The organism is Flagellimonas algarum, assembly GCF_040513375.1.
GTDB lineage: Bacteria > Bacteroidota > Bacteroidia > Flavobacteriales > Flavobacteriaceae > Flagellimonas_B > Flagellimonas_B algarum.
Genome location: NZ_JBEVTG010000002.1, coordinates 623,203 through 635,638, shown reverse-complemented (window position 1 = coordinate 635,638; position 12,436 = coordinate 623,203). Strand labels below are relative to the sequence as shown.

The 12,436-nt window shown below is 47.5% G+C and carries 15 protein-coding genes; 5 read left to right on the top strand and 10 right to left on the bottom strand.

The window, feature by feature from the left end:
* Window positions 1-19 precede the first annotated feature (19 nt).
* From rplS to ABV409_RS10135, 6 genes are all read right to left on the bottom strand, one after another.
* Window positions 20-370, bottom strand: coding sequence for a 50S ribosomal protein L19 (gene rplS, locus ABV409_RS10160; RefSeq protein WP_353877477.1), 351 nt, complete (start codon window positions 368-370; stop codon window positions 20-22).
* Between the two features lie 109 nt (window positions 371-479).
* Window positions 480-1,175 (bottom strand): tRNA (guanosine(37)-N1)-methyltransferase TrmD, encoded by a 696-nt coding sequence (trmD, locus tag ABV409_RS10155; RefSeq protein WP_353877476.1) that lies wholly within the window; start codon window positions 1,173-1,175, stop codon window positions 480-482.
* Window positions 1,176-1,209: 34 nt separating this feature from the next.
* Window positions 1,210-1,665, bottom strand: coding sequence for a GNAT family N-acetyltransferase (locus ABV409_RS10150; protein WP_353877475.1), 456 nt, complete (start codon window positions 1,663-1,665; stop codon window positions 1,210-1,212).
* 4 nt (window positions 1,666-1,669) lie between these two features.
* Window positions 1,670-2,275 carry a tRNA (guanine-N1)-methyltransferase gene (locus tag ABV409_RS10145; protein ID WP_353877474.1) on the bottom strand — a complete coding sequence of 202 codons (606 nt, stop codon included), beginning with the start codon at window positions 2,273-2,275 and terminating at the stop codon, window positions 1,670-1,672.
* Between the two features lie 85 nt (window positions 2,276-2,360).
* A complete protein-coding gene (locus ABV409_RS10140) occupies window positions 2,361-3,809 on the bottom strand; it encodes a glyceraldehyde-3-phosphate dehydrogenase (RefSeq protein ID WP_353877473.1) in 1,449 nt (482 codons plus the stop codon).
* A gap of 117 nt (window positions 3,810-3,926) precedes the next feature.
* Entirely contained in the window at window positions 3,927-5,324 is a 1,398-nt protein-coding gene (locus tag ABV409_RS10135; RefSeq protein WP_353877472.1) for a S1C family serine protease, read from the bottom strand.
* A 122-nt stretch (window positions 5,325-5,446) separates the two neighbouring features.
* Between ABV409_RS10135 and dapF the strand changes: the two genes are divergently transcribed.
* From dapF to ABV409_RS10115, 4 genes are all read left to right on the top strand, one after another.
* Entirely contained in the window at window positions 5,447-6,241 is a 795-nt protein-coding gene (gene dapF, locus ABV409_RS10130; RefSeq protein ID WP_353877471.1) for a diaminopimelate epimerase, read from the top strand.
* A complete protein-coding gene (locus ABV409_RS10125; RefSeq protein ID WP_353877470.1) occupies window positions 6,229-6,756 on the top strand; it encodes a GNAT family N-acetyltransferase in 528 nt (175 codons plus the stop codon). The genes dapF and ABV409_RS10125 overlap by 13 nt, the downstream gene beginning before the upstream one ends.
* Window positions 6,753-7,796: an endolytic transglycosylase MltG gene (gene mltG, locus ABV409_RS10120; protein ID WP_353877469.1), complete on the top strand. Its 1,044-nt coding sequence runs from the start codon at window positions 6,753-6,755 to the stop codon at window positions 7,794-7,796. Before ABV409_RS10125 ends, mltG begins: the two co-directional genes overlap by 4 nt.
* 156 nt (window positions 7,797-7,952) lie before the next feature.
* Window positions 7,953-8,594, top strand: a complete 642-nt coding sequence (locus ABV409_RS10115) for a hypothetical protein (RefSeq protein ID WP_353877468.1) — start codon at window positions 7,953-7,955, stop codon at window positions 8,592-8,594.
* A gap of 20 nt (window positions 8,595-8,614) precedes the next feature.
* Here the strand turns inward: ABV409_RS10115 and ABV409_RS10110 are convergent, their stop codons facing one another.
* From ABV409_RS10110 to dnaA, 3 genes are read right to left on the bottom strand one after another with little or no spacing between them, the layout of a single operon-like run.
* Complete coding sequence (locus ABV409_RS10110) at window positions 8,615-9,340, bottom strand: SAM-dependent methyltransferase (protein WP_353877467.1); 726 nt, start codon at window positions 9,338-9,340, stop codon at window positions 8,615-8,617.
* 4 nt (window positions 9,341-9,344) lie between these two features.
* On the bottom strand, window positions 9,345-9,791 hold the full coding sequence (locus ABV409_RS10105) for a low molecular weight protein-tyrosine-phosphatase (RefSeq protein WP_353877466.1): 447 nt from the start codon (window positions 9,789-9,791) through the stop codon (window positions 9,345-9,347).
* A gap of 12 nt (window positions 9,792-9,803) precedes the next feature.
* Window positions 9,804-11,228, bottom strand: a complete 1,425-nt coding sequence (dnaA, locus tag ABV409_RS10100; RefSeq protein WP_353877465.1) for a chromosomal replication initiator protein DnaA — start codon at window positions 11,226-11,228, stop codon at window positions 9,804-9,806.
* 208 nt (window positions 11,229-11,436) lie between these two features.
* Here dnaA and ABV409_RS10095 point away from each other — a divergent pair, with 208 nt between their 5' ends.
* Window positions 11,437-11,829 (top strand): acyl-CoA thioesterase, encoded by a 393-nt coding sequence (locus ABV409_RS10095; RefSeq protein ID WP_353877464.1) that lies wholly within the window; start codon window positions 11,437-11,439, stop codon window positions 11,827-11,829.
* Between the two features lie 2 nt (window positions 11,830-11,831).
* Here ABV409_RS10095 and ABV409_RS10090 read toward each other — a convergent pair whose 3' ends face one another.
* On the bottom strand, window positions 11,832-12,431 hold the full coding sequence (locus ABV409_RS10090) for an IMPACT family protein (protein ID WP_425590002.1): 600 nt from the start codon (window positions 12,429-12,431) through the stop codon (window positions 11,832-11,834).
* Between the last annotated feature and the right edge of the window lie 5 nt (window positions 12,432-12,436).

The window sequence follows — 12,436 nt, the reverse complement described above, 5'->3', positions numbered from 1 at the left end:
CATTGGTATGTGTTCCGGCTTAGGAGCGTACCTCTTTGATACGAGCTTTCTTACCGGTCAATTTTCTAAAGTAGAAGATACGGGCCCTGCGGACCTTTCCTTTCTTATTGACCTCGATTTTCTGCAAGGCCGGCATGTTGATCGGGAAAATACGCTCAACGCCTACGGTACCCGACATTTTCCTGATGGTAAAGGTTTCGGTGGCTCCGCTTCCCCTACGTTGGATCACAACGCCTTTAAAGAACTGGGTACGGGTTTTTTCACCTTCCTTGATTTCGTAATACACCGTCACGGTGTCACCGGAAGAAAAATCCGGAAATTCTTTTTTTGGTACAAATTCGTTTTCTACAAAACTGATCAACGATTCCATGGTCTCATTTTATGGATGATGTCGGAACAAACATTCGTGACCATCACCAGAGGTTTATCCTAACGGATTGCAAAATTAGTGCTTATTTTCGGATGCGCAACAGTGTAGCTCATTTTTTTGGTGGATTCGGGCCATCCAAAAGATCAGGTCGGCGTTCCTCAGTGCGTTTCAGGGCCTGTTCTTCGCGCCAAGCTTCGATCTTGGCGAAATTTCCACTGGTCAACACCTCGGGTACCGACATGCCTTTGTATTCCGCTGGCCGTGTATAGACCGGTGGGGCCAATAAGCCGTCTTGGAAGGTGTCGGTCAGCGCCGAGGTTTCATCGTTCAGCACTCCCGGAAGCAAACGGATTAAGGCATCCGAAACCACAGCCGCGGCTAGTTCGCCGCCTGATAATACGTAATCGCCGATAGAAAGCTCCCGAGTCACCCAACGGTCCCTAACGCGTTGGTCGACCCCTTTGTAATGTCCGCAGAGCACGATCAGGTTTTCCTTTAACGACAAGGCATTCGCGATCCCTTGGTCGAAGCGCTCCCCATCGGGGGTCATGTAAATGATTTCATCATAATCACGCGCGTCTTGCAGTTGGGTGATGCACCTATCGATGGGTTCGGCCATGAGCACCATACCCGCACCCCCGCCGAATTGGTAATCGTCGACCTGTTTGTAGTTGCCGATCCCAAAGGTTCTGAGGTCGTGTAAGTGCACCGAGACCAACCCCTTGTCGATGGCCCGTTTTAAAATGGACGCTTCAAACGGACTTCGTAACAATTCGGGCAAGACGGTGATGATGTCAATGCGCATACGCTCTCAATTTGAGGCCAAAAGTACGGGTTTCTCAGGTTTTGGTCGCGGTCCAGAAGTAGTGAAGGAATTCGGTATCCTTTTTCCACCCCAACCGTTCGTACAATTTTTGGGCGGGATTGTCATTCGCGGTTTCCAAGGCCAATCCTTTCATGCCGTTTTGGGAGGTGAAAGCCTGTGCCGCTTCCAACAAGAGGGCACCGATTCCTTTTTTTCGATGGTCAGGATGCACGAAAAGATCGTTCAAGATGTAAAAGGCTTGCATCGAAACCGAAGAAAAAGTGGGGTACAATTGGGTAAATCCCACCGCCGTTTTGCCTGACCATGCCATGAAGATGACCGCGTCTTCTTTTGACAATCGGTCGTTTATGAAGGCCTTGGCCGCGACGAAGTCTTTGGGTTGCCCATAGAATACCCGGTAGGCATCGAAAAGGGTCGCCAATGCATCCAAATCGGAAAGGCCGGCCCGGGCGACACGGATCGAAGCCATGGGGTCAAGCGCCTTTTTTGTTCTTGTTCAATTCGTCTTGCAACTGTCGGCTGACTTTTTGCTCGCGCTCCAAAGCCCTTCTTCGATGTTGTTCGAATTCCTCCTCCAGATCATTCAAGGCCAACTTGGCTTGTTTGGTCAGGTAATTGCTGTTCCTGAATTTGTAAATGAACAACACCAACGAAATCAGAAGTGCGAAGATGATGCCCCATACGATGAGTTTATAGGTCCCTTTCGACACCATGGCCCCGAAAAAAGACATGCTGTCCTTTTCTTGGGTCAACTGATTGAGATTCGTGGTCGTTTCACTGAGTTTGGCGTTCAACGAACTTAGGGCGGTCTCATTTTCGGCAATGGTGGCTTTCAGTTCACCAATGGTTTTATTGGCCGTGCCCACCGAATCCGAAATACTTTGTTGCAGGGCGTTCAATTCTATCAAACGAACGACTTCATAGCGTCGTCCGTCTTGCCGGTAATTGCCCGATTTTCGGATCAGTTCCTCAAACTGGCCTTTAATGGTGGTGTCTTTCTGATCGGTGGTGTTCTCTTGTGCGTTGGTCGATACCAAAACACCAAGACAAACTGTAAAAAACAGCAGTGCTTTCTTCATAGGTATAATTCTTAACTACTTGACTTAGGGTAGGACGAAATTAAACCAATATTGGAAACCACCAAAGTCAATACCGAAATTCGGTCTAATAGTAAGTGAATCGTCTGACTTTGGCGATATACTTGGCCAAACGGATTACTTGGTGTGAATATCCATATTCGTTGTCGTACCATACATAAAGTACGATGTTTTTGCCATCAGCGGATACAATGGTGGCCTTACTATCGTAAATAGAGGGTGCCGAAGCCCCTACGATATCCGAAGAAACCAGTTCGTTACTCAAGGAATACTTGATCTGTTCGACCAAATCGCCCTCTAAGGCATACTTTTTCAAAATGGTATTCACCGCTTCGATCGAGGTTTTGTTCTCGACTTCCAAGTTCAAGATCGCCAAGGAGCCGTTGGGCACGGGCACTCGAATGGCGTTCGAGGTCAACTTTCCGTCTAAGGCCGGAAGGGCCTTTGCAACGGCTTTGCCCGCACCGGTTTCAGTGATGACCATGTTCAAACCGGCCGCTCGGCCACGGCGGTATTTCTTATGCATGTTATCGACCAAATTCTGATCGTTGGTGTAGGCATGGATGGTCTCCAAATGGCCTTTGTTGATGCCCAACGAATCGTCGATAACCTTCAATACCGGAGTTATGGCATTGGTCGTGCAGGAAGCGGCCGAAAATATTTTCGTTTTATCCGGATTGTATTCCGAGTGGTTGACCCCATGTACGATATTCGGTACTTCCTTACCCGGTGCGGTCAATAATACCCGGCTTGCCCCTTTGGCCACCAAGTGGCGTGATAAGGCGTTCTTATCACGAAATGCCCCGGTATTATCGATGATCAAGGCGTTCAAGATGCCATATTGGGTATAATCGATGTCTTCAGGTTGATCGGCACTGATGAAATAAACCGTGGTCCCGTTGATCTGCAAGGCATTGTTCGCGGTATCGATTTCGACCGTTCCGCTGAATTGCCCATGAACGGAATCGGTGCGCAACAAGGCGGCCCTTTTTTCAAGGATTTCAGCGGTTATCGCCCCACGGGTAACGACCGCTCGCAGTCGCAACTGGTTGCCCTTTCCGGTTTTGGCCATGAGTTCACGGGCCAGGAGGCGACCGATACGACCGAAGCCATAGAGTACTACGTCCTTGGGTTTGATCGATTTGGTGGTCTGGGCGTCTTTCAGCTTGTCTAGAACGAAGGCCTTGACATTCAGATGACCACTATCCTGCGAATGGTATTCGTAGGTCAGTTTTCCGATATCAAGTTTCGCGGGGGGCAGGTTGATATCGTTCACCGCCCTTAGGATTTCAACGGAATCGAAAATGGAAATCGGTTTTTGGACGAACTCGCCGGCGTATTCGTGCAAATTGATGATGTCACTGACGTTGCGGTCGATGACTTGGTTTTTGAACAAGACCACTTCGATGGCTTTGTCGTACCACAAGTCGCTGATGATCTTGATGAATTCGGTCGTGGCTTTTCTTCGGTCAGCTTGAAAAGCAAGTTCTTTTTCGTAGGCGTTGGTATCGCTCATAACTGGGTTGCAGGTTGTTTAAAATTTTGCGCAAAATTAGATATTTCAAACGTTTTCGTAAAAGGTTTGCTATAAAAAAACGCCCCGTTGTGGGGCGTTGTTTCCTTTTGGTATTCCTTACTGGAAAATGAGGCGTTCCTTCTCGCCGTTTTTGTCGATCGTTGTAATACTGGTCGTGTCGTATCTCGAAATTTTCGAAAACACCTCATTGGCATCGTCGATGTTCTCGATTTCCTTTCCGTCAACGGCAACGATGACCTTACCGACCATCCCATAAGAACGGTAAATCTCCGGTACCGCTATGATCTTGACCCCTTCATCGATCCCAAAATCCTTTTGATCTTCTTTGGTCAGGTTCTTGACCCAAAGGTTCATGTTCGGGACTTCCAAACTTTGTGTCTTTCTCAACACGACTGGAAAAACAAGGCGTTTCCCATCTCTTTCTACACTTACGTCCACTTGGTTGCCGGGTCGTTTCGAAGAGAGGTAACCGGTCAGTTCCGAGAATTTCCTGACACTGATATTATCGATCTGTTTGATGATATCCCCTTCCAATAATCCGGCGTCATCGGCACCTGAGCCCTCTTCAACGGCAGCCACATAGACCCCTTCGATTTCATCAAGGCCCAATTCTTTGGCTTCCCGAGAGCTGGTATTGGCCGCTGAGATACCCAAAATCCCTTTTTGAACGTTCCCGAATTCAAGCAGGTCATCGACTACTTTCTTGGCAATATTACTTGGTACCGCGAAGGAGTATCCGACATAGGAGCCGGTCTGTGAGGTGATGGCCGTATTGATTCCGATCAGATCCCCATTGGTATTGACCAAGGCACCGCCACTGTTTCCAGGATTGACAGCTGCATCGGTCTGGATGAACGATTGGTTGCGACCCGGAGATATCGAACGCGCCTTGGCACTGACGATTCCGGCGGTCACCGTTGAGGTGAGATTGAACGGGTTGCCGACGGCCAAGACCCATTCCCCGATGCGGGCATTGTCCGAATCCCCAAAGGCCAAATAGGGGAGGGCGCCGTCCACATCGATTTTCAATAGGGCGATGTCGGAGGTCGGATCGGCCCCGACCACTTCGGCGTCATAACTCTTATTGTTGTTCAAGGTCACTTCAAGACTGTTCGCCTTGGCAATGACGTGGTTGTTGGTCACGATGAAGCCATCAGGGGAAATGATTACCCCAGACCCCGTTCCGATTTGGGGCCGCTGACTACCTTCGGATCCATAGAAAAATTCGGCGATACTATTTCTGCTGCGACTGTTGGTCACATTTTTCACGTGTACCACGGCGTTGACGGTCTTTTCCGCTGCCAAGGTAAAATCGATCTCATTGATTCCCGCTCCTGCGGCCGAGGCACTACGATTGCTGGCGGTTAGGAAAGGGGTTTGGTCTTGCTGGGGAACATAGGTGATGTTCTCTTTCTCGAAGAAGATCTTATAAGCACCGAGGGTGAATGCACCCGCTAAAAGTGCTACGGCGAATACGCCTGCTGTTCGTTTCATATTCAGTTCAATTATATTATCATTCAGCTACCTAAAAGTAGTCTTAAAAAAATTCTGATTTTAACAGTTTAACGCGTTTTTAACTGCAAAAGAATCCTTAAAGAATATGCTATCTTTGACGGATGTCAAGGCCGCAAAACTTCCAATTTTACAAATACCAAGGTACGGGGAACGATTTTATATTGATCGATAACCGGGATGGGCGCTTTCCCCATGACGACACCGCAACGGTCAAGGCCTTATGCGATCGTCGCTTTGGAATCGGTGCTGATGGGTTGATCCTTTTGGAATCGGATGAAGAGGCCGATTTCCATATGGTGTATTTCAATTCCGACGGCCATCAGAGTACGATGTGTGGTAATGGCGGGCGCTGTATCGTGGCCTTCGCGAACGACCTTGGGGTCATTTCCGGTGAAACCCGATTCAGGGCCATTGATGGCATGCATCACGCTTCGATTTCAGACCGGACCGTCACCCTGCAGATGATCGACGTTCCTGAAGTCAAGCAAAAGGGGAAATGCTTCTTTTTGGATACCGGTTCACCGCATCATGTGCAGTTCGTCAAGGACCTCGAAACCATGGATGTGAAAAAAGAGGGAGCCCGATTGCGGTACGGCATGTACGGAAAGGCAGGCAGTAATATCAATTTCGTCAAAAGCCGATCGGACGATGCGTTCGCCATGCGTACCTATGAACGGGGTGTCGAAGACGAGACCTTGTCTTGCGGAACGGGGGTAACCGCAGTAGCTTTGGCAATGCACCACGCCAACCATACCGATGCGAATCGGGTGGCGATTGCGACCCAGGGCGGGGATTTGGAAGTTACTTTTCTCAAAAAGAACGGGGTCTACACCGACGTGCATTTGATCGGAAAAGCGGAATTCGTATTTAAAGGAGAGGTCACATGCCCTTGTTGAACGGAACATATTGCTTTCTTCGCGCTTTGGAACCCGCTGACCTCGATTTCCTGTACCAACTGGAAAACGATACCGCGATTTGGGAATTGAGCGGTACCGTGACCCCATATTCCAAAGGGGTGCTGCGAGAGTATCTAAAGCATGCCCATCGTGACATCTATGAAGTCAAACAATTGCGTTTGGGTATTTGTACCAAAGAAAGCGGACTTATCGGATTGATCGACCTCTTTGATTTCGACCCGAGAAACAAACGCGTCGGCTTGGGAATTGTCGTTTTGGAAGAAGCCCAACGGAACCAGGGAGTCGGAGGTGAAGCCATCGGTTTGGTAACGGACTATGCCTTTGCAGTTCTCGATATGAACCAGGTCTATGCGAATATCTTGGAAGACAATCAGCGCAGCTTGCATCTCTTCGCAAAAATGGGTTTTACCCATGGTGGAACCAAGAAAGAATGGGTCCGGTCCGGTTCCGGTTTCAAGGATGAATTATTGTATCAAAAATTTCGAAACGGATGAATTTAAAACGCGTGGTTTGGGCGACGGCCCTATTGGGTTTGCTGGTATGTGCTTTTATCGCCTTTAAGATCTATTCGGCCATTTTTACGCCGAATACCTCGTTTTCAAATGAGGAAGCCTTCTTGTTTATTCCTTCGGATGCCGATTTCAATGAAGTCAAATCACAATTGGAGCCACTGATTACCGATTGGGATACCTTCGAAGCGGTTGCCCAGCGTAAAGGATATATCGATAATATCAAAGGAGGGAGATTCCGTATCACGAAGGATATGAACAACAACGAACTGGTGAACGCACTTCGAAGCGGCAACGTACCGGTAAAGGTTTCGTTCAACAATCAAACCAATATCTATGATCTTGCCGGTCGTATTGCCTCTCAAATCGAGGCGGACAGCTCTAGCTTGGTCAGTGCCTTTTCCGATGAAGGATTTCTCGAAGCGAACGGATTTAATACCGATTCGCAACTGGCCATGTACCTTCCGAACACCTATGAGCTTTTCTGGAATACCGATGCCGATGGTTTTCGCGATAGAATGCTCAAAGAGTACCAACGGTATTGGAACCCTGAAAGGAAGGAAAAAGCCGAAAGCGCTGGACTTTCACCGGTTGAAGTATCGGCACTGGCGGCCATCGTACAAAAAGAAACGGCCAAAGTGGATGAGCGCCCACGGGTAGCGGGCGTCTATTTGAACCGCATCCGAAAAGGGATGTTGTTGCAAGCAGACCCTACCGTCATCTTTGCGATCAAAAGGGAAACGGGTAATTATGATACCATTATCAAAAGGGTATTGTACCGGGATTTGGAAATCGATTCCCCTTTCAATACCTATAAGTATAAAGGCGTTCCCCCTGGGCCGATTACTATGCCGGATATTTCTTCATTGAATGCGGTACTCAATGCGGAAAAACACGATTATTTGTACTTCGTTGTGGATGTAACCAACTTTGGTTACCACAAGTTCGCGGCCACCAATGAGCAGCACAACCGAAATAAAGTACCATACATCCGATGGCTTAATCAGCAGAAAATCAAGCGATAAGGTGCATTCATCCTCTTTTTCACCCCGTTTGACGTATTTTTACATACAATTATGAAAATCTTAGGATTTTTATAGTCACCAATAACAAATCCCCCACTATATTTGCGCGCTGAAATTTGGGTCGGCCTTAAAACCGGTCCCTAAAATTTTCAACTTATGAAAAGGTGGATTAGTTTTTTAAGTCATCTGGTCATATTAACCGTTTTGACAAGTTTTAGTACGGTGGGATTCCGCTCTAAGCCGATTCCCGTTCCAGAAGGATTCAAGGTAGACTATACCGTTGGTGCCATTACCACGGTTCCTGAACAGCGGAACGACGCCCGTACGGATTTCCATTCGATTTTTCTAACCAACGATTATATTGGATTCAAAGAGGCCTTGGCCTTTAAGGAGTCCCAGGGACGTTATCAGGTCGTCAATACGTTGGGCTACTTGGGCAAATATCAATTTGGAGCGGGTACGCTGCGATTGATGGGTGTTCGTGATACGGACCATTTTTTAGCTGATGCTCAGTTACAAGAGCGCGTCTTTGAACTGAACGTTTCACGAAACAAGTGGATTTTGCGTCGCGATATCAAACGATTCGTAGGTAAGAAGATCAACGGCGTGAAGGTTTCCGAAGCGGGCATCGTAGCGGCCGCGCATTTGGCCGGCGCTGGTAACGTGAAAAAATACCTGCGTTCTTATGGCAAGACCAATGTGGCCGATGCTTATGGTAGTACGATCCAGTATTACATGAAAAAATTCTCCAATTACGATATTTCGACGATCGAAGCGATCCACAATCCTAAGGTCTAAGCTTTTCTTGGGTCAGCGTGTTAGGCTTGGATGATGAACACCGTTGGTCGCTTATGTAGTTCCAATTCGATCTGCTTCCATTCGGCAATGGGTTTACTGGCAATGGTTTCGCTCACTTGGGTGATATCGGTCGCTACACAAAGGCGGGTATAGGGTTGCAGACTACTTTTCAGTTCATTGAACAATTTGTCGTTGCGATACGGGGTTTCCATAAAAATCTGGGATTGCCCTGTTTCTTTCGAAAGTTTTTCCAAGCGCTTGATGGCTTTTTTACGATCGACCGTATCAATGGGCAAATACCCATTAAAAGCAAAATTTTGACCGTTCATGCCGCTGGCCATCATAGCCATTAGGATGGAAGAAGGCCCGACCAAGGGTACTACCTGTATCCTTTTTTCGTGGGCAATACGGATGACATCGGCCCCTGGATCGGCAATTCCCGGGCAACCCGCCTCCGACATGAGTCCAATAGGATGGCCATGGATGCATGGATCGAGATAGGAAGGAAGCTCGGCCGGATCGGTGAATTTGTTCAATAACTTGATATCCAGCTCGGGTTGGGGTTTCGAGGCGCTGACTTTCTTGATGAACCTGCGGGCCGTTTTCTCGTTTTCGACAATATAGTGGTCGATGCCTTCAATGGCACGTTTGATGGATATGGGAAGGACTTCCAAAGGGGCGTTGTCCCCAAGTGCGGTTGGGATGAGGTAGAGTTTGCCGACGACTAATCCTGGTTTTTCTTCCATGGGTTCAAATTTTACGGGCAATCGATTCACAGGCCTCGTCGATCATGTGGTACACCTTTTCAAAACCCGATACCCCACCGTAATAGGGGTCGGGTACTTCCTTGCTTCCATTTTGGTTGGAATTAAGGAGTAAGCTGATCTTGTTCCGCTGTTCACTGGTATGGGCTAAGGCTTGGGTATCGGCCAGATTGCTTCGATCCATGACGAAGATATGATCGAATTCCTCTAAATCCTTTGCGAGTAGCTTGCGACTGCGCTGGGCCGAAATGTCGATTCCGTGCTGCAGCGCCGTGGCGATCGACCGGGGGTCGGGCGGGTTTCCGGCATGGTAACCGGCGGTGCCCGCTGAATCGACCTGTACCTTCGTGGTATCGACTTTCGATTTCAAAATACCCTCCGCCAATGGGGACCTACATATGTTTCCGAGGCACACCATTAAAACTTTGGTCATAAATCCGGGTGATTAGGTGAACTTTTTGTTGAGGTCCTCAATGTATTTTCGGAACTGCTTATCGGTTTCCGCTAAATTATCGACCGTCTTGCAAGCATGGAGTACCGTGGCGTGATCGCGCTTTCCGATTTGGGAGCCGATGCTGGCCAAAGAGGCTTTCGTGAATTTTTTGGCGAAGAACATGGCCAATTGCCGGGCTTGTACGATATGACGCTTCCGTGTTTTCGATTGTAAGGTGGCCACATCCATTTCAAAGTAATCGGAAACCACTTTTTGGATGTAGTCGATCGATACTTCGCGTTTGGTGTTCTTGACGAATTTTTCAACGACTTGCTGCGCCAGTTCCAAAGTAACCTCACGTTTATTGAAAGACGATTGGGCGATCAAGGAGATAATGGCCCCTTCCAATTCACGGATGTTGGTCTTGATATGTTTGGCGACATGATCTACGATCTCATCGGGCATTTCAACCCCATCGCGATAAAGTTTGTTCTTTAATATGGAGACCCGGGTCTCGTAATCAGGACTTTGCAATTCTGCCGAAAGGCCCCACTTGAATCGTGAAAGCAAACGCTGCTCGATATCCTGCATGTCGACTGGTGCTTTATCGGAAGTCAAAATGACCTGTTTGCCGTTTTGGTGCAAATGGTTGAAAATGTGGAAGAACACATCCTGGGTTCCCGATTTTCCGGATAGGAACTGGACATCATCGATGATGAGTACGTCGATCAGTTGATAGAAATGGATGAAGTCGTTTCGGGTATTCTTTTTTACCGATTCGATATACTGCTGGGTAAACTTCTCCGCTGAGATATACAAAACGGTGCGTTCTGGGTATTTATCCTTGATTTCAACACCGATGGCATGGGCCAAATGCGTTTTTCCCAAACCGACGCCCCCAAAGATCAATAAGGGGTTGAAAGAGGTACCTCCGGGTTTATTCGCGACCGCCATACCTGCCGATCGTGCGAGCCGGTTGGAATCCCCTTCCAGGAAATTCTCGAAATTGTAATTCGGATTGAGTTGCGACTCGATTTTGATGTTCCGGATGCCGGGAATCACGAACGGATTCTTGAGCTCCGGATTCTTGGAGGTGACAGGCACGTCCAATTCTTGCGGGGCCATGGCCGAACGGTTCGAACTCGGTATTTTCTCAGTGTACGGTTCGCTGTTCCCGTACTTGTTCTCCATTTTGATGATATAGACCAATTTGGCATTGTTTCCCAATTCCTTCCGCAAGGCGACCTTGAGCAATTTTACATAATGCTCTTCCAACCATTCGTAGAAAAATTTACTAGGGACTTCGATGCTCAATGCATTGTCTGCCAATCTGATAGGCTTAATAGGGACAAACCAAGTCTTGAATGCTTGCGGCTGGATGTTGTCTTCTATGAAAGACAAACAGTTGTTCCAAACGGATGCAGCAGTAACACTCATAAGAAGGTAATCTCGTTTTGTTGGTTAGTTTGAATTAAGCGTTCTCGGTTATCTTTATAAGGGGAAATCCCTATGCTCTGGATGCGACAAATATGTGAACAAAAAACCTAAAAAAAAAATCATTTAGCCGTTGAAATTTTACTTTTTTTTTCGCATGTTTTGCTCCGAAAAACCAAGCCTATAAATATATACTTTTTCATGAAATTATATGAATTTTAACAAATTTTCTTTCCGGGTCAGATATGGCGAAACAGACCAGATGGGCGTAGTGTATCACGGCAATTATGCGCAGTATTTGGAACTGGGTAGGGTCGAGTGGTTAAGGGAGATGGGAATCACCTATAGGAGCATGGAAGAAAATGGAATAATGCTACCAGTAATTTCCTTACAAATTGAATACAAAAAATCTGCATTGTACGATGACTTGATTACGGTCGAGACCCGCTTGGTGAAAAAACCCATGGTGAAGATCGCTTTTGAGTATCGATTGACTAATGAAAAAAACGAAGTACTGGCCACCGCCCATACCGTTTTGGCTTTTATGGACAAACGAACGGGCAAACCGGTCCAATGTCCACAATACATATTGGATAAACTATAAGCTTACTCCAAACGGAGCCATTCCAATTCCCGGATCTGCGCGAAAGCCTCCTCGACCCTTTCGATTTTGGATTGTGGGCAACCTACGATCAGGGTACAGTCAAGTGCGAGGTCCTGTTCTTGGATTTCAAGGTTTTGTTGCTTGATTACCCGCATGATCCGATCCATAAACACATAGGTGAATTTCAAACGGAACCGATATGAGGGATCGACGATTACCAGTTCGCAGGATGCCAGTGCCATTTGGGCCGCAGCCTTGTAGGCTTGGATGAGTCCTCCAACACCCAATTTGACCCCACCGAAAATCCGCACAACGGCCACCAGAACATTGGTCACCTCGAAAGCTTGTATTTGTCCATAAATGGGTTTTCCTGCAGAGTTATTGGGTTCACCATCGTCACTTGCGCGATACATCGGTTGGGTCAGGCCGATTTTCCAAGCATGACAGACATGATTGGCCAAAGGATGTTCTTTACGCAATTGGGCCACCAGATGTTTGGCGTCTTCTTCATTTTGAATTGGGAAGGCATACCCATAGAACTTGCTTTTGCGCTCTTTGAGCAAAACGGGTTCACAAGCTTCCGTAAGGGTCTTCAATTTCAATTCCA

Bases quoted from the DNA above. Each gene is read 5' to 3' on its own strand.
- rplS (WP_353877477.1), bottom strand. From the start codon at position 370: ATGGAATCGTTGATCAGTTTTGTAGAAAACGAATTTGTACCAAAAAAA.
- trmD (WP_353877476.1), bottom strand. From the start codon at position 1,175: ATGCGCATTGACATCATCACCGTCTTGCCCGAATTGTTACGAAGTCCG.
- ABV409_RS10150 (WP_353877475.1), bottom strand. From the start codon at position 1,665: ATGGCTTCGATCCGTGTCGCCCGGGCCGGCCTTTCCGATTTGGATGCA.
- ABV409_RS10145 (WP_353877474.1), bottom strand. From the start codon at position 2,275: ATGAAGAAAGCACTGCTGTTTTTTACAGTTTGTCTTGGTGTTTTGGTA.
- ABV409_RS10140 (WP_353877473.1), bottom strand. From the start codon at position 3,809: ATGAGCGATACCAACGCCTACGAAAAAGAACTTGCTTTTCAAGCTGAC.
- ABV409_RS10135 (WP_353877472.1), bottom strand. From the start codon at position 5,324: ATGAAACGAACAGCAGGCGTATTCGCCGTAGCACTTTTAGCGGGTGCA.
- dapF (WP_353877471.1), top strand. From the start codon at position 5,447: ATGTCAAGGCCGCAAAACTTCCAATTTTACAAATACCAAGGTACGGGG.
- ABV409_RS10125 (WP_353877470.1), top strand. From the start codon at position 6,229: ATGCCCTTGTTGAACGGAACATATTGCTTTCTTCGCGCTTTGGAACCC.
- mltG (WP_353877469.1), top strand. From the start codon at position 6,753: ATGAATTTAAAACGCGTGGTTTGGGCGACGGCCCTATTGGGTTTGCTG.
- ABV409_RS10115 (WP_353877468.1), top strand. From the start codon at position 7,953: ATGAAAAGGTGGATTAGTTTTTTAAGTCATCTGGTCATATTAACCGTT.
- ABV409_RS10110 (WP_353877467.1), bottom strand. From the start codon at position 9,340: ATGGAAGAAAAACCAGGATTAGTCGTCGGCAAACTCTACCTCATCCCA.
- ABV409_RS10105 (WP_353877466.1), bottom strand. From the start codon at position 9,791: ATGACCAAAGTTTTAATGGTGTGCCTCGGAAACATATGTAGGTCCCCA.
- dnaA (WP_353877465.1), bottom strand. From the start codon at position 11,228: ATGAGTGTTACTGCTGCATCCGTTTGGAACAACTGTTTGTCTTTCATA.
- ABV409_RS10095 (WP_353877464.1), top strand. From the start codon at position 11,437: ATGAATTTTAACAAATTTTCTTTCCGGGTCAGATATGGCGAAACAGAC.